Genomic DNA, 23,037 nt, shown 5'->3' with positions numbered 1-23,037 from the left:
GGGTCCAGGCACGTCAGACCAGTTGGTAGCCCCGCATGTTCCGCAGCAGCAGATGGCAGTTCTGCAGGGAACCCGAAGTGTCGCCCAGCGAGCGGTAGATGCCCCACTTGGGGCGCAGCCGGTCCGCCAGGAAGGTGTCGACGCCGGTGCGCGAGACGTCGATGAGCGTGGTCGAGCCCTTCTTGAGGATCCAGCGCACCGAACCGGCCGAGCCGTTGCCGACCTTGACCTGGAAGTCGACGTCGACCCAGGAGTCGTGCAGCGGCGCCAGATCGGTGCGGCCGACGAGGATGTCGTCGATCGGCAGTTTCAACTCGATGGTCTGCGCCCCGTTCACCCGCCGCAGCGACTGCACGACGAGCGGCGAGGTGCCGGCGCCGGGCTGTTTCATCTGCATGATGTGCGTGAAGCTGGTGGTCGCCTGCAGCGAGGCCGGGATGTACATCTGGTAGGTGACCCGCCAGGTCTGGCCCTCGGTCCAGCGCAGAAAGCCGCTGCCGGTCCGCAGCCCGGTGACCTCGTGGCGCTGGCGGTCGGTGGAGGTGTCCCGGTCGACGGTGTGCATGTCGAACCGCCAGGTGTCGCCGGTGGCGCGGATGTGCGGCGCGGCCGCGGTGTGGGAGTCGGCGCGGTCGTCCTCCAGGGTCTCGAAGGCGCGCAGTCCGTCGGCGCTCGCCGAGGGGGACCACTTCAACTGCCAGGAGGCGGCGTGCGCGGTGGGGGCCGGCAGCCCGACGGCGGCCGCCGCGGCACCGCCGAGCGCGGCGCCCAGAACGTTCCTTCGTGTGGGGGTCATGAGCCATCCATTCACGTACGTGATTGATATTCACCGACGTGCGTCGCGGCAAGGGACAGACTCCACGCGTGACCGTGTCCGGTCAATGGTCCAGACCGATACGCTGGAACCGCCGGATCCATTTCCGGCCATTCTGCGATTCGGCGTGCGAGCGTGCCGCTCAGGAATGCATCACGCGCCGTGATCGTTGACGATGGGAAGTACCACCCGACGACTTAAAGGATCGAGAGCTCGTGAGCAGCAAGGTCCCCCCGATCATCCTGAACAACGGCGTCGAGATGCCCCAGCTGGGCTTCGGCGTGTGGCAGGTGCCGGACGACGAGGCCGAGCAGGCGGTCACCACCGCCCTCGAGGCCGGCTACCGGAGCATCGACACCGCCGCGATCTACGGCAACGAGGAGGGCACCGGCAAGGCCCTCGCCAAGGCCGGCGTCGCCCGCAAGGACCTCTTCGTCACCACCAAGCTCTGGAACAGCGACCAGGGCTACGACTCCACCCTGCGCGCCTTCGACGAGTCCCTGGACAAGCTCGGCCTGGAGTACGTGGATCTGTACCTGATCCACTGGCCGCTGCCGGCCCGGAGCACGTTCGTCGACACGTTCAAGGCGTTCGAGAAGCTCTACGCCGACGGCCGCGCGAAGGCGATCGGTGTCTCCAACTTCCTTCCGGAGCACCTCGAGACGCTGATCGAGGCCACGAGCGTCATCCCGGCCGTCAACCAGATCGAACTGCACCCGCACCTCCAGCAGCTCGCCGCCCGGGAGTACCACGCGGAGCAGGGCATCGCCACCGAGGCCTGGTCGCCGCTCGGCCAGGGCAAGGGGCTCCTGGAGGTCCCGGCGATCATCGCGATCGCGCAGAAGCACGGCCGGACCCCCGCCCAGGTGGTGCTCCGCTGGCACCTCCAGCTGGGCAACGTGGTCATCCCCAAGTCCGTGACCCCGTCCCGCATCAAGGAGAACATCGAGGTCTTCGACTTCTCCCTGGACACCGAGGACATCGCCGCGATCAGCGCGCTGAACGAGGACCGTCGCATCGGCCCGGACCCGGCGACGTTCAACCAGGCCTGAGACAGGGCCGCCGGCCGGCACCCGTCGGCAGAGCGCCGCTGTGCGAGACGCCACGAGACCGCCGTCGGAAGCCGTCCGACGGCGGTCTCGCCGTGCCCGGACCGGCTGTCCGCGCGCTCAGACCGGCTGCCCGATCGGCCGTACGACCACGGTGTTGATGTCGACCCCGGCCGGCTGGCGGATCGCCCAGACCACGGAGTCGGCAATCTGGTCGGCGGTCAGGAGATGGCCGGGCGGCAGGCTGCCGTAGCTGTCCCAGAACGGTGTCTCCACCCGGCCGGGCGCGATCAGCGTCACCCCCACACCCCACTCGGTGACCTGCCGCCGCGTGTTCTCGGCGAGCCCGGTGACGGCCCACTTCGTGGCCCCGTAGATGTTTCCCGGCCCATGGATGAACCCGGCCACACTGCCGACCAGCATGATCCGCCCCCGGGTCTCCTTGAGGGCGTCGATGGACGCCCGGATGAGCAGGGCGGGGCCGAGCACATTGGTCAGCACCATCTCCGGCCATCCCGCCGGGTCACCCTCGGCGACGGTGTCGTGGGTGCCGAAGCCCGCGTTGGCGAGGACGGTGTCGATCCGGCCGAACTCCTTCAGGGTGGCGTCCACCGCCGCCCGCACGTCCGTGTACTCGGCCGCGTGCCCCGGAAGGGTCAACAGCCCTTCCGGCGACCCGAGTTCGGCGGCGAACGCCCGCAACCGGTCGGTACTGCGCCCGGTGACGGCCACCCGGTGGCCGAGGTCGAGCAACTGCCGGGCGACAGCGGCTCCGATACCGCTGGATCCGCCGGTGATGAGCGCCACTGGAGCGTCGGTCATGAGATCCCCCTTGGGTCCGGCCGACCGAGTGGGCTCCGGCCGACGTGCGGAGTCCATCACTTGGAGCACTCTCGAAGTCAAGCGCCTTGGGAGCAGGGGGACTTCACCGGGCGTCCGGGCTCGTCACCGCCGGGCGACATGCACCGTGTGGGCCGCGAGGACGAACAGGTCCGTGCGGTGGTGCACGCTCGCCTTGTCGTCGGGGTCGAGGAGACGGTCGACCGTCGCGAGGTCGGCGGCGTCCAGGAAATCCGCGAGCGTTCCCCGGGCGCGCTGGAACTGGCTGACGGCGTACGCGCGGGCGGCGTCGGAGGCCGGGGCCGGAAGGTCCAGCAGGAAGGTGCGGGACGTGGCGTCGCGCAGGCCCACGGCGGTGAGCAGCCCCGGCCAGTCCTCGGTCTCCGGGACGCTCCCGGGCACCGAGGTTCGCATTCTCTCGGTGAACCACCGGTCCTCCGCCGCGTCGATCCGGGACTGCAGCCCGGGGCGGCCGATGCCCAGGTCACGCGGCAGGAACCGGCTGGGCAGCCCGCCCTCGACGATGGCCAGCGTGCCGCCGGGCGCCAGGCGTTCGGCGAAGGCGGCGAGAGCGGCGCGCTGGTCGCCGAGGTGGTGCAGACTGCGGCTGGCCCACATCAGGTCGGCCGGGTAGTCCAAGTCGCTCAGCCCGTCCGGCAGTTCGGCCTCCAGGGTGTCGAACCGGTCGGTGAGGCCCAGCTCTTCCGCACGGGCCCGCGCCCGCTCCAGCAGGGGCCCGGAGCCGTCCAGCGCGACGACCCGGGCGCCGGGGAACTCCTCGGCGAGCAGACAGCTCACGACCCCCGGGCCGCTGCCGACGTCGACGACCAGCCCCGGCTCGGGCTGCCGCGTGGCGAGCCAGGCGGCGGCCTGCCGGTTCAGCGGCGCGAACAGTTCCGCCTGCCCCACCAGATACTCGGCCAGCTCGGCCCAGTCGAGATCGGTGTGGTGGTGACGGCCGTGATCGGCGCCGTGGTCGTAACCCCGCTCGCACTGGTGTCCGTGCCGGTGCGGATCCTGGCCGTGGTGGTGCTGTCCCATGACGGTGACCTCTCTTCCGGGTGCCGTCAGCCTGCTCCGACACACCGCAGGACCGCCACCTCTCTTGCGGTATCGGCAAATCGGCTGTGCCGATACCGCCCGGTCAGCCCTGCTCCCCCACCCGGTACACACAGACGTTCGCGCCCGTGCCGCTGGTGGTCGTGGAGACCAGTTCCAGGGTGTGCTTGGCGCCGTCACCGGGGAAGATCGTCTTTCCGCCGCCCAGGAGGACCGGCATGACGATCAGGACGAGTTCGTCGACGAGCCCCTCCTGGAGGAGGGTGCGGGCCAGGGTCGGGCTGCCTATGACCAGGAGGTCGCCGCCCTCCGCCCCGCGGAGCTCGCGGATCTCGGCGACCGCCTTCGCGCCCGGGATGAGCGTGCTGTTGTCCCAGGTCAGCTCGGAGTCGGTGAGCGTCGCGGACACGACGTACTTGCGGATGGAGTTCATCCGGTCCGCGAAGGGGTCGCCCGTGCGGTCGGGCCACGCCCCGGCCATGGCCTTCCAGGTGCGACGGCCGTACAGCAGGGCGTCGGCCTTCTCCAGCGCGGCGTCCCAGGCGCCGCCGACGACCTCCGGGTCGAAGAACGGGTGGGTCCAGCCGCCGTGGGCGAACCCGCCCTCGGTGTCCTCGTCGGCACCGCCGGGCGCCTGCACGACCCCGTCCAGGCTCATGAACTCGCAGATGACGATGCGCATGGGGTTCTCTCCTCGTTCTCGCACGGGCTTACGGCGATGAAGACCGCCGTGCCGCCCGGAACTCATCGCACCCGCCCACCTCCCTCATCGTGATGTGGCTCACACGGACATGCCACCGGTCCGCCAGGGGGTGGGGGAAGCGTGAGCGACCCCTGGCGGACCGGTTCGAGGGAGCGGACTCAGAGCGCGGGGTACGCGTTCTGCATCAGCTGCTGGAACTGGGCGGAGAACCAGTGCCCGGAGAGCGGCGAGTTCGGCAGGGCGCCGGACATGTTGTTGCCGTTGCGCGGGTTGCCCGTGTACGTCGGGTCGCACATGCGGTCGAAGCCCTTGCCCTCGTCGTTCGGGATGGCGGAGCTGGACCCGTCGGACTCACCCGGCGGCTTCATCCACACATAGGCGTCGATCCCCGGCTCGGGCGAGGCCTTCGGCCGTTCACCGAGCCCGGCCCCGGACTGGTTGCACCAGTTGCCGATGTGGATACGGCGGTCGTAACGGCCACCGTTGACGAAGGTGTCCACATTGGTCGTGGCACCCGGACCGGTCGGCCGCGCGCTGCCGCCCCAGCCGTTCCTGGAGGTGTCGATCAGCATGCCGATGCTGGAGTTGAACCCGACCGAGACCAACTGGTTGCGGAAGGCCTGGGCGAAGGACAGCTCGTCGACGTAGCGGTTCCAGTCGACCCACTTCGACTCACGGACGGAGGTGCCGCCCACGGTCGAGTTGATGGTGAAGTTGTTCTCCTTCAGGGCGCTGTAGTTCGCCGTGTTGGTGATGAAGCCGTGCACGTCGTTGACGGTGGCACCCTCGGCGGTGGCCGCCTCCTTGAAGGTGTTCGCGGAGGCCCCGAAGTTGTCGTCCCACCCGATCCAGCCGTGGTGGCCGGCGTCGACGTAGTTGTAGACGTTCGGCACGTCACCGAGCTTGTTGAGCGCGTAGCCGACGCCCTTGACGTAGTTGCCGTTGGCCTTCATGACATCGCACTGGGGAGTGGCCGTCGGGCGGCTGCCGGTGTTGGTGACCAGGTTCGGCAGCGAGTCGATCTCGACGGTCGTGACGATCCGCAGGCCCGCGTACTTCGGGTCGGCGAGGATCGCCTTGATCGGGTCGATGTACTGCGTCTTGTACTTGTCGATCTCCGTGGGGCCCAGTTCGCCGTTGGAGGCGAGGGCCGCGCAGTCACGGCCGGGCAGGTTGTAGATCACCAGCTGGATGGCGAGTTCGCCGGAGCCCTTCTGGCGCAGCGCCTCGTCGAGGTGGTCGCGCAGGCCCATGCCGCTGCCCACGCCCTCGATGGCGGCGATCCGGTCCAGCCAGACGCCGGTGGGCTGGTTGGAGATCCGGCTGCCGCCCGGCTCGGCAGCGGCCTTCGCGGACCACTCCGGGTTCACGTACACCTTGGCGCCGGTGTACGGGTTGTCGACCTTCGTGCCCGGCGTGCCCGGGCCCGGATCGGTGCCGCCTCCCCCGCCGTCGTCGACGTTGCAGGTCACGCCGTCGAGGGTGAAGGTCGTCGGGAGCGCGTTGGTGCCGCTGTAGGAGGCCTGGAAGCCGAAGCTGACCGAACCGCCGGTGGCCAGCGTCCCGTTGTACGACTCGTTGGCGGCGGTCACCGCCGTACCGCTCTGGGTGATCCGAGAGTTCCAGCCGCTGGTGACCTGCTGGTTGCCCGCGTACGACCACTTCACGGCCCACGAGGACTTGGCGGCGCTGTTGTTGGTGACCGTGACGGCGGCGGTGAAGCCGGTGGACCATTGGTTCTGCACCTTGTAGTCGACCGTGCACGGGATCGCCTGGGCGCCGACGTCGTCGGGCACCGCGGCCATGGCGGTCCCGGCGGCGCCGGCGACCAGCGCCATCGCCGCGAGGAGTGCTGTTCTGGTACGGCTCATGAGTGCGGGTTCCTCTTCCGTAGTGGGGTGTACGAGGAGGAGTCGTCGCGCTGTCGCCGAGGCGAGTAAAAGACCTGAACGCTGGGGGTGCTCGGAGCGTCCCTCGCGGCTCGGACACGCCTGGGACGAGCGCGCCGACGGGTGGAACCGCTCCCACTGGTGCTGGTGAAGGTAGCGCCAAGTGACGGTAAAAAACAGAGGTGTTGCGTTATTGCGCTCGATGAATTGTTTCCGCCTGATCGAATCTTTTCGACTCTTCAAACACCTTGACCCCCTCGGCCCTCCTCCTCAATATGGGAGCGCTCCCACTGGTTCAAGGCTTGTTGTTGCTGCTCCGCCCCCACCTTCGCAAGAGCCGCACGGAAGGAACCAGAGCATGCACCCCAGACGGAGACGCCGTGCCTCGCGGCGCCTGTGGACGGCCGTGGTCGCGGCCCTCACCCTCCCCTTGACGATGCTCGGTACGGGCTCGACTCCCGCCAGCGCGGCGGCGGTCGCCTGCAACGTCGACTACAAGACCAACGACTGGGGCTCCGGTTTCACCGCGGAGCTCACCCTCTCCAACCGTGGCACCGAGGCCATCAGCGGCTGGACCCTGACCTACGACTACGCGGGCAACCAGACGCTCACCAGCGGCTGGAGCGGCACCTGGTCGCAGTCCGGGAAGACCGTGACCGCGCGCAACGCCTCCTGGAACGGCACGATCGCCGTCGGGGCCGCGGTGACCACCGGCGCCCAGTTCACGTACAGCGGCACGAACGCGGCGCCGACCAACTTCGCGATCAACGGCACCACGTGCGTGGGCGCGCACCAGCCGCCGATCACGGTACTGACCAGCCCGGCGCCGGGCGCGGTGTACTCGCAGGGCACGGCCGTGCCGATGGCGGCCACCGCCGCCGCGGCGGACAACGCGACGATCACCAAGGTCGAGTTCTACGACGACACCACGCTGCTGGGCACGGACACCACCTCGCCGTACACGTATTCGGCCACGGCCTTGAGCGTGGGCAGTCACTCGCTGGTGGCCAAGGCGTACGACAGCCTGGGCGCGTCGGCGAACTCCACGCCGGTCGGCATCACGGTCGCCTCGGGTCCCGCCGTGGTGGTCTCGCCGACTCAACTGGGCGTTCGCCAGGGCCAGTCGGGCACGTACGACGTGAAACTTTCGACCCAGCCGTCCGGCAACGTGACGGTGACGACCGCGCGGGCGTCCGGCAACACCGGTCTGTCGGTGACGGGCGGCGGGTCGCTGACCTTCACGCCGTCGAACTGGAGCACCGCGCAGAAGGTGACGATCACCGCGAACGCCTCCGGCACCGGCTCGGCCGTCTTCGACTCGACGGCGACCGGCCACGCCAAGGCCTCGGTGACCGTGACCCAGCTGGCCGCGTCGAGCGAGTACGACGAACGGTTCCTGGAGCTCTACGGCAAGATCACCAACCCGGCGAACGGCTACTTCTCACCCGAGGGCATCCCGTACCACTCGGTGGAGACGCTGATGGTCGAGGCGCCGGACCACGGCCATGAGACCACCTCGGAGGCGTACAGCTACCTCCTGTGGCTCCAGGCCATGTACGGCAAGGTGACGGGCGACTGGTCCAAGTTCAACGGGGCCTGGGAGATCATGGAGAAGTACATGATCCCGACCAAGCCCGACCAGCCCACCAACTCCTTCTACAACGCCTCCAAGCCGGCTACGTACGCCCCCGAGCACGACACCCCGGGCGAGTATCCGGCGCAGCTCAACACCGGTGTCTCGGTCGGCCCGGACCCCATCGCCGGGGAGCTGAAGAGCGCGTACGGCACGGACGACATCTACGGCATGCACTGGCTGCAGGACGTCGACAACGTCTACGGCTACGGCAACTCGCCCGGCAAGTGCGAGGCGGGGCCGACGGACACCGGGCCGTCGTACATCAACACCTTCCAGCGCGGGCCGCAGGAGTCGGTGTGGGAGACCGTCCCGCAGCCCACCTGTGACCAGTTCAAGTACGGCGGCCCGAACGGGTATCTGGACCTGTTCACCGGGGACGCGCAGTACGCCAAGCAGTGGAAGTTCACCAACGCGCCGGACGCCGACGCGCGGGCCGTGCAGGCCGCGTACTGGGCGGACATCTGGGCCAAGCAGCAGGGCAAGGGCGCGGACGTCTCCGCGACCATCGGCAAGGCCGCGAAGATGGGCGACTATCTGCGCTACGCGATGTACGACAAGTACTTCAAGAAGATCGGGAACTGTGTGGGGGCCACGTCCTGCCCGGCCGGCACCGGCAAGGACGCCTCGCACTACCTGATGTCCTGGTACTACGCGTGGGGCGGCGCCACCGACACGGCGGCCGGCTGGGCCTGGCGCATCGGCTCCAGCCACACGCACGGCGGCTACCAGAACCCGCTGGCCGCTCACGCCCTCGCCAACTACGCCCCGCTGAAGCCCAAGTCGTCGACCGGGCAGGCGGACTGGGCCAAATCCCTCGACCGGCAGATCGAGTTCTACCGCTGGCTGCAGTCGAACGAGGGCGGCATCGCGGGCGGCGCCACCAACAGCTGGGCGGGGCGGTACGCCACTCCCCCGGCCGGGACGCCGACCTTCTACGGCATGTTCTACGACCCGAAGCCGGTGTACCACGACCCGCCGTCCAACCAGTGGTTCGGCTTCCAGGCGTGGTCCATGGAGCGGGTCGCCGAGTACTACCAGCAGACCGGCAACACGGCCGCCAAGACCGTGCTGGACAAGTGGGTCGACTGGGCGCTCTCCAAGACGACGATCAATCCGGACGGCACCTACCGGATCCCGTCGACGCTGCAGTGGTCGGGCGTGCCGGACACCTGGAACGCGTCGAGTCCCGGTGCGAACGCGGGGCTCCATGTCACCGTCGCCGACTACACCGACGACGTGGGTGTGGCCGCCGCGTACGCCAAGACCCTGACGTACTACGCGGACCGCTCCGGTGACGCGGACGCGGCCCGGGTCGCCAAGGCGCTGCTCGACGGCATGTGGGACCACCACCAGGACGGGCTCGGGATCGCGGTTCCGGAGACGCGCGCGGACTACAACCGGTTCGACGACCGGGTGTACGTGCCGAGCGGGTGGACCGGGACGATGCCGAACGGCGACGCGATCAACGCGAACTCGACCTTCACCTCCATCCGGTCGTTCTACGAGGACGACCCGGCCTGGTCGAAGATCGAGGCGTATCTGGCCGGCGGGGCCGCGCCCTCGTTCACGTATCACCGGTTCTGGGCCCAGGCGGACATCGCCTTGGCCATGGGTTCCTACGCAGAGTTGCTGGAGTAGCCGCGTAGGTCGTCCATCGGCTGCGGGCGGTCCGTGGCTGGTCGCGCAGATCCCCGCGCCCCTTCGGGGCGCGGGGATCTTTTCCCCCCACTGTCAGGAGAGGCCCCCCACTGTGCGAAGAACCCGCATCCTCACCACCGTCCTGGCCCTCGCGGCCGGCCTTCTCGCCGGATCCCCACCCGCGCTGGCCGCCGACAAGCCGGAGAAGTCGGTGTCCATCGCCGCCGACACCTACACCTGGAAGAACGCCCGGATCGACGGGGGCGGCTTCGTCCCGGGCATCGTCTTCAACCGCAAGGAGAAGAACCTCGCGTACGCCCGGACCGACATCGGCGGGGCCTATCGCTGGGTGGAGTCGTCGAAGACCTGGACCCCGCTGCTCGACTCCGTCGGCTGGGACGACTGGGGGCACACCGGGGTCGTGAGCCTCGCCTCCGACCCGGTCGATCCGAACAAGGTGTATGTGGCGGCCGGGACGTACACCAACAGCTGGGACCCGGGGAACGGGGCCATCCTGCGGTCGTCGGACCGGGGGGCCAGCTGGCAGAAGGCGAACCTGCCGTTCAAGCTGGGCGGGAACATGCCGGGGCGGGGCATGGGAGAACGGCTGGCGGTGGACCCGAACCGCAACAGCGTGCTGTATCTGGGGGCGCCCAGCGGGAAGGGGCTGTGGCGGTCCACGGATTCGGGGGCCACCTGGTCGCAGGTGACCAACTTCCCGAACGTCGGCAACTACGTGGCCGATCCGTCCGACACCAGCGGCTACTCCAGCGACAACCAGGGCATCGTCTGGATCACCTTCGACGAGTCGACGGGCACCTCCGGGAACGCCACGCGGACCCTCTACGTCGGGGTCGCCGACAAGGACAACGCGGTCTACCGGTCGACGGACGCGGGCGCCACCTGGTCGCGGCTGGCCGGGCAGCCGACCGGCTATCTGGCCCACAAGGGCGTCCTCGACACCGTGAACGGCCAGTTGTATCTGTCGTACAGCGACAAGGGCGGTCCGTACGACGGCGGCAAGGGTCAGCTGTGGCGGTACGCGACCGCGTCGGGCACCTGGACGAACATCAGCCCGGTGGCGGAGGCCGACACCTACTACGGCTTCAGCGGGCTGACCGTCGACCGGCAGGACCCGGGCACGGTCATGGCGACGGCGTACAGCTCCTGGTGGCCGGACACGCAGATCTTCCGCTCCACGGACAGCGGCGCCACCTGGACCAGGGCCTGGGACTACTCGTCGTATCCGAACCGTGCGAACCGCTACACCATGGACGTGTCCTCGTCCCCCTGGCTGACCTGGGGCGCGAACCCGTCGCCGCCCGAGCAGAGCCCCAAACTCGGCTGGATGACCGAGGCGCTGGAGATCGACCCCTTCAACTCGAACCGGATGATGTACGGGACCGGCGCGACGATCTACGGCACGGAGAACCTGGGGAACTGGGACAGCGGCGGCCAGTTCACCATCAAACCGATGGTGCAGGGCCTGGAGGAGACGGCCGTCCTCGACCTGGCCTCTCCCCCGTCCGGCGCGCCGCTGCTCAGCGCGCTCGGTGACATCGGCGGCTTCCGGCACACGGATCTGACGAAGGTCCCGTCGATGATGTTCACCCAGCCGAACTTCACGACGACGACCAGCCTGGACTACGCCGAGTCCAACCCGAACACGGTGGTGCGGGTGGGCAATCTGGACTCCGGCCCGCACATCGCGTTCTCCACGGACAACGGCGCCAACTGGTTCGCCGGGACCGACCCTTCGGGGGTCAGCGGCGGCGGTACGGTCGCCGCGGCCGCGGACGGCAGCCGGTTCGTGTGGAGCCCGGCGGGCACGGGCGTGCGGTACGCCACCGGTTTCGGCAACTCCTGGTCGACGTCCAGCGGTATCCCGGCCGACGCGATCGTGGAGTCCGACCGGGTGGACCCGAAGACCTTCTACGGCTTCAAGTCCGGGAAGTTCTACGTCAGCACGGACGGCGGGGCGACCTTCACCGCGTCGAACGCGACCGGGCTGCCCAGCGGTGACAGCGTCCGTTTCAAGGCGCTGCCCGGAGTGAAGGGCGACGTCTGGCTGGCCGGTGGCGCGACCGACGGGGCCTACGGGCTGTGGCACTCGACGGACGCCGGCGCGACCTGGACCAAGCTCTCCGGTGTCGAGCAGGCCGACACGATCGGCTTCGGCAAGGCGGCGACGGGAGCCTCGTACCAGACCCTCTACACCAGCGCCAAGATCGGTGGCGTACGCGGCATCTTCCGCTCGACGGACAAGGGCGCGACCTGGACCCGCATCAACGACGACGCCCACCGGTGGGGCTGGACGGGTGCGGCGATCACGGGTGACCCGAGGGTGTACGGGCGGGTCTACATCGCGACCAACGGGCGCGGGGTCATCTACGGCGACTCCTCCGACACCGGGGGCGGGGGCGGAGGCGGGGGTACGGATCCCGATCCCGAGCCGACGGGGGCGTGCGCGGTGACGTACACGATCACCAGCCAGTGGTCGGGCGGCTTCCAGGCGGACGTCAGGCTCGCCAACACGGGCGCGAGCCCGTGGTCCGGCTGGGCGCTCGGCTGGACCTTCCCCGACGGCCAGGGCGTCTCCCAGATCTGGAACGCCGCCCATACGCAGACGGGGTCGGCGGTCACGGCCCGGAACATCGGCTGGAACGGCACGGTGGCGGCGGGTGCGTCGGTGAGCTTCGGCTTCACCGGAAGCTGGTCGGGGACGAACGGAAAGCCGACCGCGTTCAAGCTCGGTGACCAGTCCTGCACGGTGACCTGACACCCCGCGCAGGACGAGAAGAGGGCGCGCGTCCGGGTCGGCGCGCGCCCTCTTCGATCCCCATACACCCGCCTCTTGCGACATGTTCATGGCGGGCGGGGAGGGGCATCCCAGAATGTGTACGCACGGCTCGCCCGGAGACCTTCACAGAAGGAGCCCCTGTGCCGCACCACAGCCGCGTCACCCGCCGACTGGGCCTCAAGACCGCCCTCGCCGCGGCGGTCCTGCTGCCGTTGTCCCGCACCACCGGACTCTCCGGCGCGCCCGCCGTCGCCGCGCAGGACGAGGCCGCCGCGGAGGAGGAAACCACCGCGGAGGAGGAGACCACCGCCGCCCCGCCCCTGTCCACCATGTCCTTCAACCTGCGCTACGCGAGCACCGTGCAGCCCAACAGCTGGGCCGTGCGCAGGCCGGTGATGAGGGCACTGCTGCGGCAGGAGGCACCCCATGTCATCGGCACCCAGGAAGGCCTCCACCAGCAACTGCGCGACATCGAGGCCGACCTCGGGACGGACTACCGCTGGATCGGCACCGGCCGGGCGGGCGGCAACCGCGACGAGTTCATGGCCGTCTTCTACGACACCCGCCGGCTCGCGCCCGTCGAGTACCGGCACTTCTGGCTCTCCGACACCCCGGAGGTACCGGGGTCGAACACCTGGGGCGGCGGCTCCATCCGGATGGTCACCTGGGTCCGCTTCCGTGATCTGCGGGACGGCGACAGACAGTTCTACGTCCTCAACACCCACCTCGACAACCTCAGCCAGTACGCCCGCGACCGCGCGGCCGCCCTGATCGTCCAACGGATCGCCGGGCTCGACCGGTCGCTCCCCCTGCTCGTCACCGGCGACTTCAATGTGGCGGCCCACCGGAACACGGTCTACGACACGATGCTCGGCGCCGGGCTCGTCGACACCTGGGACGCGGCGGCCGCACGCAACGACCTCTACGCGACCTTCCACGGCTACCGCCCGCTGACCCCGGGCGGCGACCGCATCGACTGGATTCTGACCACCCCGGGCATCACGGTGCACCGGGCGGCCATCAACACGTTCGCGTCCGGCGGCCAGTTCCCCAGCGACCATCTGCCCGTCCAGGCGTCGCTGACGCTGGGCTGACGCCCCCTCACCGCAGTCCGTGGGCGGGCCGGGGCCCGCCCACGGGCCGGTTCTACGGGGTGTACACCGTCGGCCGGGGCGCCGTCGGCATGTTGTTCCCGATGAAGAAGCTGGTGTGCGGGGGCTGGTTGTAGGCGGTGTTCTGCCAGGCCAGTCCCGTGCGGTACATCGGGTCGTGCAGCAGGGTCGTGATCTTCGTGTTCGTCTCGATCGGCGTCGAATAGATCCGCAGCGCCGTGTTGCCGCTGGTGCGCCAGACGACCTCCTCGCGCCAGTCGCCGAGGATGTCGCCGGAGAGCGCCGGGGTGGCCTTGGTGCCGTTGTTGGAGGAGACCCCGGATCCGGTCAGCAGGCGGGTGTCGGCGGAGGTGCCGTACTTGTCGATCCGGGTGCCGTCGAGGAGTTCGCGGACCGGGTCGCCGTCCCACCAGGAGAGGAAGTTGACGGACGAGGGCTCACGGCCCTTCGTCGCGCCGGCCTCGTCGCGGACGGAGGTGTCGGAGGCCGACCACATCTCGGGCCCGTCGTTGCCGGCGTGGATGTCACCGGCGACACCCCGGCCGTTGTCGCAGCAGGCGGCGAGCTGCCAGCGGACCGCGCCGTTCGCGGGGTTGATGTACAGCTCGGCGGGCTGGGAGGTCGACTCCGAGACCTTGAAGTACTCCAGGCCCGGGGTGGACGCGTCGAGGTCGCCCAGGTGCTGGGCGTCGCCGTGGCCCGTCCGGGTCGTCCACAGGGCGTTTCCGTTGTCGTCCACGGCCATCGAGCCGTACACGATCTCGTCCCGGCCGTCGTTGTCGACGTCACCGACGGAGAGGCTGTGCGAGCCCTGGCCGTCGTAGCCCCGGCCGGAGTTGGTGGAGGAGCTGGTGTCGAAGGTCCAACGGCGGGTGAAGGAACCGTTGCGCCAGTCCCAGGCCGCGATCACCGAGCGGGTGTAGTAGCCGCGCGCCATGATCAGGGAGGGGCGGGCGCCGTCCAGATAGGCGGTCCCGGCGAGGAAACGGTCCACGCGGTTGCCGTAGGAGTCGCCCCAGGACGAGACCGTGCCCCGCCCGGGGACGTAGTCCACCGTCTGCATCGCCCGGCCGGTCTGCCCGTTGAACATGGTCAGGTACTCGGGCCCGGACAGGATGTAGCCGCTGGAGTTGCGGTGGTCGGCGGAGGAGCTGCCGATGACCGTGCCCGCCCCGTCGACCGTGCCGTCGGCCGTCTTGGCGGCGATCTCCGCCTTGCCGTCGCCGTCGTAGTCGTACACCTGGAACTGGGTGTAGTGCGCGCCCGAGCGGATGTTGCGGCCCAGGTCGATGCGCCACAGCCGGGTGCCGTCGAGCTTGATGCCGTCGATGATCGTGTTGCCGGTGTAGCCGGACTGGGAGTTGTCCTTGGCGTTGGTCGGCTGCCACTTGAGGACGAACTCCAGGGCGCCGTCGCCGTCGAGGTCGCCCACGGAGGCGTCGTTGGCCTCGTAGGTGTAGGCGACGCCGTCCGGGGTGGTGCCGCCCGCGGGTGCGCTGATCGGCACGTCCTTGTAGCCGGTGCGCAGTTGCACGGCGTGCACCGAGTCGCCCTGCTCGACGCCGTTCACGATCGCGCGGACCGTGTAGTCGGCCTGGGCGGGGGCGCCGGCGTGGAAGTAGTTGGTGGAGCCGGTGATCGGGGCGGAGTTGACCTTCGTACCGGCCCGGTAGACGTTGAACGACACGTCGTTCGGGTCGGTGCCCAGCCAGCGCCAGCTGACCAGGTTGCCGCTGTCGACGTGCACGCTGACCACGCCCCGGTCGAGGCGCTCGACCTGACGGGCGGTGGCGGCCTCGGCGGGCGTGCCGGTGAACGTGGTGAGTCCGGCGGCGACCAGGGCCGCTGTCACCAGCGAGCCCAGGGCTCGGCGTCTGTGGTGCCTGTGCGGGTGGGGCACGTGACGAACCTCCAGAAAGGACGGACGGGTTCCGCACCTTCAGTCGCCGCCGTTCCCGGCCACGTTGCCGTATCTTTCGGCCAGTTCGGCCACGGTCCGGGCGATCCTCCGGCGCAGTTCGGCCGGTTCCAGCACCTCGATGTCCGTGCCCAGCCGCAGGAACTCGCCGTGGGCGTGCTCGACCGACTCGACGGGCACCCGCACCGTGGTCCAGCCTCCCTCCCCCGGGCTCCCCTCGACCGGCACGGCCCTGGGCAGGGTCACGCCCGGCGCCAGCCGGACCAGTGCCTCGAACCGCTGCAGCCGGGCGTGGAAGTCGCGCTGGTACGCCGTCCAGTACGCGGCCAGGTCGAAGCCGTCCGGGCGGGTGAACTCCTCGGCGGGGGCGCCGGCGTCCGATGCGTCGGAGGCGTCGGGTTCGAGGACGTCGAGGATCTGGTCCACCCGGAACGTACGGGGCCCCGGGCCCGCGACGACGTACCAGCGGCCCGCCTTGAGGACCAGCCCGTACGGTTCGAGGCGGCGCCGTACATCGGTCGGCTCGGCCCAGCGGCGGTAGAGCACGTGCAGCACCCGGCCGCTCCAGACGGCGTCGGCGACGACGGCCAGGAACGGGGTGTCGTCGGCCTCCGCGTACCAGCCGGGGGCGTCCAGGTGGAAGCGGCCGGCGATCCGGTCGGCGTGGGCCCTCAGCTCGGCGGGGAGGGCTGCGCGGACCTTCCGCTGCGCGGCGGCCAGCACCGCGCCGAGGCCCAGGTCGGCGGCGGGCCCGGGGGCGCCCGCGAGGAACAGGGCCTCTGCCTCGTTCCTCGTCAGCCCGGTGAGGCGGGTGCGGTAGCCGTCCAGGAGGCGGTAGCCCCCGGCGTGGCCCGCGTCGCCGTAGAGCGGGACACCGGCCGCGCCCAGCGCCTCCACGTCCCGGTAGACCGTGCGGACGGAGACCTCCAGCTCCTCGGCGAGCTCGGCGGCCGTCATCCGTCCCCGGGTCTGGAGCAGCAGCAGGATCGAGACGAGTCGACTGGACTTCACTGACACATGGTGTCAGTGAAGCGGCCCTAACGTGCGGCCATGCCCTTCACCGAGAAACTGCTGACCGTGCCGCCGCCCGTCGAGGTGGCCGGTCGGCGGATCAAGCGCTACCACGTCACCGCGGATCCGGCCGGCCTCGCGCCCGAGGTCGCGGAGGCGGCGTACGCGCTCCTGCCGGACCTGCTGCCGGAGCCCGACGCCACGACCCCGCCCGCGACCTTCGTCGTGCTGCACCGGGGCGGCGACACCGGCGCCTACCTCAACGTCTACAGCTGGGTGTGGGACAACGTCCTGCACTTCGCCGGCGCGGCGGCGGGCCAGCCGGTGCTCGGCTGCCCGGACACCGACCCCACCCACTTCGTCGCCACCGACCGCCCCTGGATCGGCTGTGTCTGGGAACTCCCGCCGATCCAGCACGAACGCGACGCCTGGGTACGGCACATCCTCGCCCCCGAACTCCCCGACCTGGAGGCCTACTTGACCGATTCCCTGCCCGCCGGCACCACCGGGGGCCACCGATGAGCAGCCCGCACGACTTCGACTTCTTCCACGGCGAGTGGGAGGCCCACCACCGCCGCCGCACCGACTTCCTCACCCCGGACAGCGCGTGGGAGGAGTTCACCTCCACCAGCTGGTGCCGGCCGCTCTTCGACGGGGCCGCGAACATCGACGAGATCGACATGCCGCACCTCGGCTCGAAGGGGCTGACCCTGCGGCTGTTCGACACGCGGGCGCGGACCTGGTCGCTGAGCTGGGCCTCCAGCCGCACCGGCACGCTGTTCCCGCCGGTCACGGGCCGCTTCGAGGCAGGCCGGGGAGAGTTCTACGGCGACGACACCCACGGAGACCGGCACGTGCGGGTGCGCTTCGTGTGGTCGGAGACGTCCGAGTCCTCGGCCCGCTGGGAGCAGGCGTTCTCCCTGGACGAGGGGGCGACCTGGCTGACCAACTGGATCATGGAGTTCCGACGGCCTTCCGGAACGCCCGCAGGGTGAACTCCGGGTCCGGGCGCGGCACATCCTGGTGGGGCAGGGCCGCGAGCCGCAGCGCGAAGTCGTCGGCCAGCGGATCGCCCGGGGGCAGCGTGACGAACCAGCCCCGGCGCAGGTCGGCGACCGTGCGGCGGGGGCTGCGGCCCTGGCCGCGCCCGGGAAAGCGGGCCTGCCCGGCGGCCCGCAGACCGTGTTCGCCGGCGTACTTCTCGACGGCCCCGGCGGGGTCCATCGCCGGTGCTCGGGGCCGTGGGGCCAGCACCGCGTCGATGTCGCTGCCCACGTTGTGGGAGGCCGCCTTGTCGACGGTGGTGACGTACACACCGCCGGGGCGGAGCACCCGGGCGCACTCCCCGACCACGGCCCGTACGTCCTCGGGGCCGCCCAGCAGATGCAGCAGCCACACGCTGGTGACGGCGTCGAACTCCGCGTCACGGAACGGGAGTCGGCGGCCGTCGCCGATCACGACGGAGCCGGGCAGCCGGGCGGCGGCCCGGCTCGCCATCGCGTACGTGAGGTCGACCCCCGTGACCCGTGCCCCGGGCCGCGCGGCCGCGAGCCGCCGGGTGACGATCCCGGTGCCGCAGGCGATGTCGAGCAGACGGCGGGCGCCCTCGGGCACGAGGCCGAGCACGGCGCGGGCGGCGGCCTCGGCGCGGGGCTCGCCGCCGCGCAGGGCGTCGTAGTCGCCGGCCTCCTTGTCGTAGTCCAGCACCCGCCTCAGCTCGCCCCGTGGCCGGGGGCGAGCGCCTCCACCCTGCGGGCCAGCTCGAAGTCCTTCTCGGTGACGGCACCGCCCGCGCTGTGGGTGTGGACGGTCAGCGACACCGTGTCGTAACCGAGGGTGAGGTCGGAGTGGTGGCCGAGCTCCTCCTGGGTCTGGGCGATGTGCACGACCAGCGCGGTCGCCGCGAAGTGCGAGTCCAGCCGGTAGGAGCGGGCGATCCGGCCCCCGTCCAGCGACCAGCCGGGCAGCTCCGCCAGCCGGTCCTCGATCTCCTTCTGCGACAAGGGTTCGACGGGCATGGCCGACTCCTTCCGGGACGTCCCCTCCGTGAGGTGCGGTCCCTCCCAGCGTGCCACAGACGGACCGCCGAGTCCCTGGTCAGGAGCCCGGACCCGCCACACCTCGATCGGCTCGGCTACGTTGTGGGCATGACCACTGTCCCGACCGGCACCCCGGGCCGTCCCACGGCGCCCGCCGACCAGGGCGTGGGCCCGCTGCTGCGCGCCTGGCGGGAGCAACGGCGGGTCAGCCAGCTGGAGTTGGCGTTGCGCGCGGGTTCCTCGGCGCGGCACGTCAGCTTCGTCGAGACGGGCCGCTCCCGCCCGAGCGAGGAAATGGTGCTCCGGCTCGCCGAGCACCTGGACGTACCCGTACGGGAGCGGAACGCGCTGCTGCTCGCGGCCGGTTACGCCCCGCACTACCCGGAGACCCCGCTCGACGATCCGTCGATGGGCGCGCTGCGGGAGGGCATGGAGCGGCTGATCCAGGGCTACGAGCCGTATCCGGCGCTGGTGATGAACGCGACGTACGACGTCCTGGCCGCCAACCGGGGCATCCTCATGCTCCTCGACGGGATCCCCGAGTCGCTGCTCGTCCCGCCGCTCAACGCGATGCGGCTGACGCTGCATCCCGAGGGCATGGCGCCGCGCATCCGCAATCTGCGCGCCTGGCGCGGGCACCTGCTGGAGCAGATGGAACGGCAGGTGGCGCTGCACCGCTCGAAGCCGCTGCGGGTGCTGTACGAGGAGGTGGCGGCGTATCCGCTGCCGCCGGGCACGCCCGAGGCCGAGCCCGGCGGGGACGCGGGGGCCGGCGCGGAGCCGAGTGCCTGGTTCGCGCTGCCGATGCGGATCGAGCACGAGGGCCGGGTGCTGTCCTTCGTCTCCTCGGTCTCCACCTTCAACACCCCCATGGACGTGACCGTGGCCGAGCTGGCCATCGAGACGTTCCTCCCGGCCGACCCGGCGACGGTCAAGTACCTGCACGCGCTGATGTCCTGACGCTCACCCGGCGTCCGTTCGTTTCCCGGCCGCACGGAGGGTGAGGTACTGGACGGCCGCGAACCCGGCCACGGTGACCGCCTGGAGCAGCGTCCACACCGCGCCCGCCGTGCTCGGCGTCAGCCACAGCGCCAGGGCGACGAGGCTGAGGACCGTCCAGGCGAGGTTGGCCTCGATCACGGCCCGGACGGGCAGCGTCGGCGGCCGCTCACGCGCGGCCAGCAGGGCGACACCCGCCGCGTACGCCGAGAGGAACGCGCCGAGCCCGACGAGCAGCCCGGAGTCGACGCCGAGGAAGCGGCCGAGGGGGCCGGAGGCCAGAAGGTAGGCGAGCCCGTTCGCCCCGGTCACCGCCGCGTCGGCGGCCAGGAAGCGGCGCAGCATGGTGCGGGGGTCGGCGCTCCGCGCGAGCACGGCGAGCCTGGCGGTCTGGATGGTCATAGACATGGCAGTCACGCTCCGTCGAGGTGGTGGGTGGGCGGTGACCTCACCTTGCCTCGCGGGGTGTACGGCGGTCGATTACCTCCGAGGTCATGGCTCCCGTACCCTGCGGGGGTCGCCGTACCGGAGTCCGCCGGAGCATTGTCTTCCGGTCACCCCTGTGAGAGATCCACCGGGGCATGACAGACTGGTGGGGTATCTCGGCGCGTGGGGAGGCGTGGCGTGAGTGAGCGGCGGGCCGCGCCCACCGTGGGTCAGGTGGTGCTCGGAAGACGGCTCCAGGAACTGCGGGAGTCCGCCGGGCTCAAGCGCGAGGAGGCGGCACGCGTCCTCCGGGTCGCCCCGGCGACCGTACGGCGCATGGAGACCGCCGACGTCGCGCTCAAGATCCCCTACGTCCAGGTGCTGCTGACGACGTACGGGGTCGCCGAGCACGAGGTCGCCGCGTTCGTGACGCTGGCCGAGGAGGCGAACAAACCGGGCTGGTGGCAGCGGTTCCACGACGTGATGCCCGACTGGTTCAGCGTGTACGTCAGCCTGGAGGGCGCGGCCCATCTGATCCGGCAGTACGAGCCGCACTTCGTGCCGGGGATGCTGCAGACGGAGGAGTACGCGCGGGCCGTGATGGAGGCCGGGACGGTCGGGCAGACCGGTCCCGAGACGATCGAACGGCATGTGTCGCTGCGGATGGCGAGACAGAAGCTCCTCACCCAGGAGAAGCCGCCGCACCTATGGGTGATCATGGACGAGACGGCCCTGACGCGGCCGGTGAGCATCCGCTCCCAGGTCATGCGCGACCAGATCGACCGGCTCCTCGACGTCACCGAGCAGGACCATGTGATCCTCCAGGTCTGCGAGTTCGCCAGCGGCCCGCACCCCGGCACCTACGCCCCGTTCTCCCTCTTCCGCTTCGCCGAACCCGAACTCCCCGACATGGTCTACACCGAGTACCTCTCCGGCGCCCTCTACCTCGACTCCCGCAAAGAGGTCTCCCTCCACCTCGAGGTCCTCGACCACATGGCGGCGCACGCCGCGTCCGCCGAGGCGACGAGGGACATCCTGAAGCGCTACCGCGACCGGTACTGAACCTCCACCCCACCGCCGCCCGCAGTCGCCGCCCGCAGCCGGTTCGGCCCCGGAAAGCCTACGCCGCCCCTCCCTTCGGCCCCTTCTCCTCGTCCACGATCTCCGCGTCGACCACGGTCCCGTCCTCCGTCCCGTCCGCCGTCCCGGCCTCGGCGGGGCCGGGGGGCGGTGCGTCGGCCCGGCCGGCGGCCGCCGCGGCGTACATGGACTGGCCCATGCGTTGGCTGACGGTGGTGAGGTGGTCGGTGGCGGTGCGGAGGGGGGCGATGTCCTCCGGGTGCTCCAGGAGGCGTTTCACCTCCGCCACCGCGGCCTCCACCTCGGCCCTGCTGTCGGCGGGGACCCGTTCCTCGTTGTCGCGGAGGAACCTCTCGGTCTGGTAGGCGAGTTGCTCGGCGTGGTTGCGGGTCTCGGCGGCCTCACGGCGCCGGCGGTCGTCGTCGGCGTACTGCTCGGCCTCCCGCATCATGCGGTCGATGTCGTCCTTGGGGAGCGCGGAGCCGCCGGTCACCGTCATCTTCTGTTCGCGGCCGGTGGCGAGGTCCTTCGCCGAGACGTGCATGATGCCGTTCGCGTCGATGTCGAAGGCCACCTCGATCTGCGGGACGCCACGCGGCGCCGGCGGCAGCCCGGTGAGGTCGAAGACGCCCAGCTTCTTGTTGTACGCGGCGATCTCCCGCTCGCCCTGGTAGACCTGGATGCCGACCGAGGGCTGGTTGTCGGCGGCCGTGGTGAAGATCTCCGAACGGCGGGTCGGGATCGTGGTGTTGCGTTCGATGAGCTTCGTCATGATGCCGCCCTTGGTCTCGATGCCCAGGGACAGTGGGGTGACGTCGAGGAGCAGCACGTCCTTCACGTCGCCCCGGATGACGCCCGCCTGGAGCGCGGCGCCGACCGCCACCACCTCGTCGGGGTTCACCCCCTTGTGCGGGTCCTTGCCGGTGAGTTCCCGCACCAGGTCGCTCACGGCGGGCATCCGCGTCGAACCGCCGACGAGGATGACGTGGTCGATCGCGGCGAGCTTCACCCCCGCGTCCTTGACGGCCTGGTGGAACGGTGTCCGGCAGCGGTCGAGCAGATCGGCGGTCAGCTCCTGGAACTGGGCGCGCGTCAGGCCCTCCTCCAGGTGGAGCGGCCCCTCGGCGGACGCGGTGATGTACGGGAGGTTGATGGACGTCTCGGAGGAGCTGGACAGCTCGATCTTGGCCCGCTCCGCCCCCTCGCGCAGCCGCTGCAACGCCATCTTGTCGCGGCCGAGATCGACACCGTGCTTCCCCTGGAACCGTTTGACGAGGTGCTCGACCACCCGCTGGTCCCAGTCGTCGCCCCCGAGCCGGGTGTCGCCGTTGGTGGCCTTCACCTCGATGACCCCGTCGCCGATCTCCAGGAGGGAGACGTCGAAGGTGCCGCCGCCGAGGTCGAAGACGAGGACGGTCTGCTCCTCGCCCCGGTCCAGGCCGTACGCGAGGGCCGCGGCCGTGGGCTCGTTGATGATCCGCAGGACCTTCAGGCCCGCGATCTCCCCCGCCTCCTTGGTCGCCTGCCGCTGCGCGTCGTCGAAGTAGGCGGGCACGGTGATGACGGCGTCCGAGACGTCCTCGCCGAGGTACGACTCGGCGTCCCGCTTCAGCTTCTGCAGGACACGCGCGGACAGTTCCTGGGCCCGGTAGCGGGTGCCGTCCACGGAGCCCTCCGCCGGGAACCGCCAACTCGCGTCGCCCATATGGCGTTTGACGGAGCGCGCGGTGCGCTCCACGTTCGTCACGGCCTGCCGCTTGGCCACCTCGCCGACGAGCACCTCGCCGTTCTTGGCGAAGGCCACCACCGACGGTGTGGTCCGCTGCCCCTCCGCGTTCACGACGACGGTCGGCTCACCGCCCTCCAGCAGGGCCACCACCGAGTTCGTCGTACCGAGATCGATCCCGACCGCACGCCCCATCGCCGTCCCCTTCCAGCGGAGTCCACAAGGATCCGCGAGGTCCGCCAAGTGTTCCCACCACCAGCACAAAACTTGAGTGGGTTCTTGTCAACGGGGCGGAGAC

General features: G+C 70.4%; 19 protein-coding genes. 8 read left to right on the top strand and 11 right to left on the bottom strand.

The features are described from left to right. Nucleotides 1–13: 13 nt before the first annotated feature. Nucleotides 14–796, bottom strand: a complete 783-nt coding sequence (locus tag PUR53_RS25470; protein WP_329895130.1) for a Tat pathway signal sequence domain protein — start codon at nucleotides 794–796, stop codon at nucleotides 14–16. Nucleotides 797–1,029: 233 nt separating this feature from the next. Between PUR53_RS25470 and PUR53_RS25465 the strand changes: the two genes are divergently transcribed. Next, complete coding sequence (locus PUR53_RS25465; protein ID WP_329909743.1) at nucleotides 1,030–1,866, top strand: aldo/keto reductase; 837 nt, start codon at nucleotides 1,030–1,032, stop codon at nucleotides 1,864–1,866. A 117-nt stretch (nucleotides 1,867–1,983) separates the two neighbouring features. Here the strand turns inward: PUR53_RS25465 and PUR53_RS25460 are convergent, their stop codons facing one another. The 4 genes from PUR53_RS25460 to PUR53_RS25445 form a co-directional block, all read right to left on the bottom strand. Continuing rightward, nucleotides 1,984–2,685 carry an SDR family oxidoreductase gene (locus tag PUR53_RS25460; protein ID WP_239758578.1) on the bottom strand — a complete coding sequence of 234 codons (702 nt, stop codon included), beginning with the start codon at nucleotides 2,683–2,685 and terminating at the stop codon, nucleotides 1,984–1,986. Nucleotides 2,686–2,808: 123 nt separating this feature from the next. Further along, the gene (locus PUR53_RS25455; protein WP_329909741.1) at nucleotides 2,809–3,744 is read right to left on the bottom strand and encodes a class I SAM-dependent methyltransferase; all 936 of its coding nucleotides are present in this window, start codon (nucleotides 3,742–3,744) and stop codon (nucleotides 2,809–2,811) included. A 103-nt stretch (nucleotides 3,745–3,847) separates the two neighbouring features. Next, entirely contained in the window at nucleotides 3,848–4,444 is a 597-nt protein-coding gene (locus PUR53_RS25450; protein WP_329895126.1) for a dihydrofolate reductase family protein, read from the bottom strand. A 179-nt stretch (nucleotides 4,445–4,623) separates the two neighbouring features. Continuing rightward, entirely contained in the window at nucleotides 4,624–6,336 is a 1,713-nt protein-coding gene (locus PUR53_RS25445) for a glycoside hydrolase family 6 protein (RefSeq protein ID WP_329895125.1), read from the bottom strand. Nucleotides 6,337–6,712: 376 nt separating this feature from the next. On the opposite strand from PUR53_RS25445, the gene PUR53_RS25440 reads away from it, so the two are divergent. The 3 genes from PUR53_RS25440 (at nucleotide 6,713) to PUR53_RS25430 (ending at nucleotide 13,522) form a co-directional block, all read left to right on the top strand. Beyond that, nucleotides 6,713–9,628 (top strand): glycoside hydrolase family 48 protein, encoded by a 2,916-nt coding sequence (locus tag PUR53_RS25440; RefSeq protein WP_329909740.1) that lies wholly within the window; start codon nucleotides 6,713–6,715, stop codon nucleotides 9,626–9,628. Nucleotides 9,629–9,740: 112 nt separating this feature from the next. Beyond that, nucleotides 9,741–12,407, top strand: coding sequence for a cellulose binding domain-containing protein (locus tag PUR53_RS25435; RefSeq protein WP_329909739.1), 2,667 nt, complete (start codon nucleotides 9,741–9,743; stop codon nucleotides 12,405–12,407). A 161-nt stretch (nucleotides 12,408–12,568) separates the two neighbouring features. Continuing rightward, nucleotides 12,569–13,522, top strand: a complete 954-nt coding sequence (locus PUR53_RS25430; RefSeq protein WP_329909738.1) for an endonuclease/exonuclease/phosphatase family protein — start codon at nucleotides 12,569–12,571, stop codon at nucleotides 13,520–13,522. Between the two features lie 52 nt (nucleotides 13,523–13,574). Here PUR53_RS25430 and PUR53_RS25425 read toward each other — a convergent pair whose 3' ends face one another. Together PUR53_RS25425 and PUR53_RS25420 are read right to left on the bottom strand one after the other, a co-directional pair. Further along, nucleotides 13,575–15,440, bottom strand: coding sequence for a rhamnogalacturonan lyase (locus PUR53_RS25425; protein ID WP_329895121.1), 1,866 nt, complete (start codon nucleotides 15,438–15,440; stop codon nucleotides 13,575–13,577). Nucleotides 15,441–15,479: 39 nt separating this feature from the next. Further along, a complete protein-coding gene (locus tag PUR53_RS25420; RefSeq protein WP_329909737.1) occupies nucleotides 15,480–16,469 on the bottom strand; it encodes a helix-turn-helix transcriptional regulator in 990 nt (329 codons plus the stop codon). A 39-nt stretch (nucleotides 16,470–16,508) separates the two neighbouring features. Here PUR53_RS25420 and PUR53_RS25415 point away from each other — a divergent pair, with 39 nt between their 5' ends. Together PUR53_RS25415 and PUR53_RS25410 are read left to right on the top strand one after the other, a co-directional pair. Continuing rightward, on the top strand, nucleotides 16,509–16,991 hold the full coding sequence (locus PUR53_RS25415; RefSeq protein WP_329895119.1) for a hypothetical protein: 483 nt from the start codon (nucleotides 16,509–16,511) through the stop codon (nucleotides 16,989–16,991). Next, a complete protein-coding gene (locus tag PUR53_RS25410; protein WP_329895118.1) occupies nucleotides 16,988–17,464 on the top strand; it encodes a hypothetical protein in 477 nt (158 codons plus the stop codon). The genes PUR53_RS25415 and PUR53_RS25410 overlap by 4 nt, the downstream gene beginning before the upstream one ends. Here PUR53_RS25410 and PUR53_RS25405 read toward each other — a convergent pair. Continuing rightward, nucleotides 17,424–18,176, bottom strand: a complete 753-nt coding sequence (locus PUR53_RS25405) for a class I SAM-dependent methyltransferase (RefSeq protein WP_329909736.1) — start codon at nucleotides 18,174–18,176, stop codon at nucleotides 17,424–17,426. The two genes, PUR53_RS25410 and PUR53_RS25405, sit on opposite strands and share 41 nt — an antisense overlap. Before the next feature lie 5 nt (nucleotides 18,177–18,181). Continuing rightward, nucleotides 18,182–18,487 carry a 4a-hydroxytetrahydrobiopterin dehydratase gene (locus PUR53_RS25400; RefSeq protein ID WP_329895116.1) on the bottom strand — a complete coding sequence of 102 codons (306 nt, stop codon included), beginning with the start codon at nucleotides 18,485–18,487 and terminating at the stop codon, nucleotides 18,182–18,184. 129 nt (nucleotides 18,488–18,616) lie between these two features. Between PUR53_RS25400 and PUR53_RS25395 the strand changes: the two genes are divergently transcribed. Further along, nucleotides 18,617–19,468 (top strand): helix-turn-helix domain-containing protein, encoded by an 852-nt coding sequence (locus PUR53_RS25395; protein ID WP_329895115.1) that lies wholly within the window; start codon nucleotides 18,617–18,619, stop codon nucleotides 19,466–19,468. A gap of 3 nt (nucleotides 19,469–19,471) precedes the next feature. On the opposite strand, the gene PUR53_RS25390 is transcribed toward PUR53_RS25395, so the two are convergent. Beyond that, nucleotides 19,472–19,915 carry a hypothetical protein gene (locus tag PUR53_RS25390; protein WP_443078036.1) on the bottom strand — a complete coding sequence of 148 codons (444 nt, stop codon included), beginning with the start codon at nucleotides 19,913–19,915 and terminating at the stop codon, nucleotides 19,472–19,474. A 216-nt stretch (nucleotides 19,916–20,131) separates the two neighbouring features. Between PUR53_RS25390 and PUR53_RS25385 the strand changes: the two genes are divergently transcribed. After that, nucleotides 20,132–20,995 carry a helix-turn-helix domain-containing protein gene (locus PUR53_RS25385; protein ID WP_329895114.1) on the top strand — a complete coding sequence of 288 codons (864 nt, stop codon included), beginning with the start codon at nucleotides 20,132–20,134 and terminating at the stop codon, nucleotides 20,993–20,995. A 58-nt stretch (nucleotides 20,996–21,053) separates the two neighbouring features. On the opposite strand, the gene dnaK is transcribed toward PUR53_RS25385, so the two are convergent. Further along, nucleotides 21,054–22,934, bottom strand: a complete 1,881-nt coding sequence (dnaK, locus tag PUR53_RS25380; protein WP_329909735.1) for a molecular chaperone DnaK — start codon at nucleotides 22,932–22,934, stop codon at nucleotides 21,054–21,056. Nucleotides 22,935–23,037 lie beyond the last annotated feature (103 nt).

Origin of the sequence: Streptomyces sp. SP18BB07 (assembly GCF_036322545.1) — a bacterium.
GTDB lineage: Bacteria > Actinomycetota > Actinomycetes > Streptomycetales > Streptomycetaceae > Streptomyces > Streptomyces deccanensis.
This window is presented reverse-complemented; position numbering and strand designations above follow the sequence as displayed.

What these genes read in the sequence shown, in the direction of transcription:
- PUR53_RS25470 (WP_329895130.1), bottom strand. Translation starts at nt 796, where the DNA reads ATGACCCCCACACGAAGGAACGTTCTGGGCGCCGCGCTCGGCGGTGCC.
- PUR53_RS25460 (WP_239758578.1), bottom strand. Translation starts at nt 2,685, where the DNA reads ATGACCGACGCTCCAGTGGCGCTCATCACCGGCGGATCCAGCGGTATC.
- PUR53_RS25455 (WP_329909741.1), bottom strand. Translation starts at nt 3,744, where the DNA reads ATGGGACAGCACCACCACGGCCAGGATCCGCACCGGCACGGACACCAG.
- PUR53_RS25450 (WP_329895126.1), bottom strand. Translation starts at nt 4,444, where the DNA reads ATGCGCATCGTCATCTGCGAGTTCATGAGCCTGGACGGGGTCGTGCAG.
- PUR53_RS25445 (WP_329895125.1), bottom strand. Translation starts at nt 6,336, where the DNA reads ATGAGCCGTACCAGAACAGCACTCCTCGCGGCGATGGCGCTGGTCGCC.
- PUR53_RS25440 (WP_329909740.1), top strand. Translation starts at nt 6,713, where the DNA reads ATGCACCCCAGACGGAGACGCCGTGCCTCGCGGCGCCTGTGGACGGCC.
- PUR53_RS25415 (WP_329895119.1), top strand. Translation starts at nt 16,509, where the DNA reads ATGCCCTTCACCGAGAAACTGCTGACCGTGCCGCCGCCCGTCGAGGTG.
- PUR53_RS25410 (WP_329895118.1), top strand. Translation starts at nt 16,988, where the DNA reads ATGAGCAGCCCGCACGACTTCGACTTCTTCCACGGCGAGTGGGAGGCC.
- PUR53_RS25400 (WP_329895116.1), bottom strand. Translation starts at nt 18,487, where the DNA reads ATGCCCGTCGAACCCTTGTCGCAGAAGGAGATCGAGGACCGGCTGGCG.
- PUR53_RS25395 (WP_329895115.1), top strand. Translation starts at nt 18,617, where the DNA reads ATGACCACTGTCCCGACCGGCACCCCGGGCCGTCCCACGGCGCCCGCC.
- PUR53_RS25390 (WP_443078036.1), bottom strand. Translation starts at nt 19,915, where the DNA reads ATGTCTATGACCATCCAGACCGCCAGGCTCGCCGTGCTCGCGCGGAGC.
- dnaK (WP_329909735.1), bottom strand. Translation starts at nt 22,934, where the DNA reads ATGGGGCGTGCGGTCGGGATCGATCTCGGTACGACGAACTCGGTGGTG.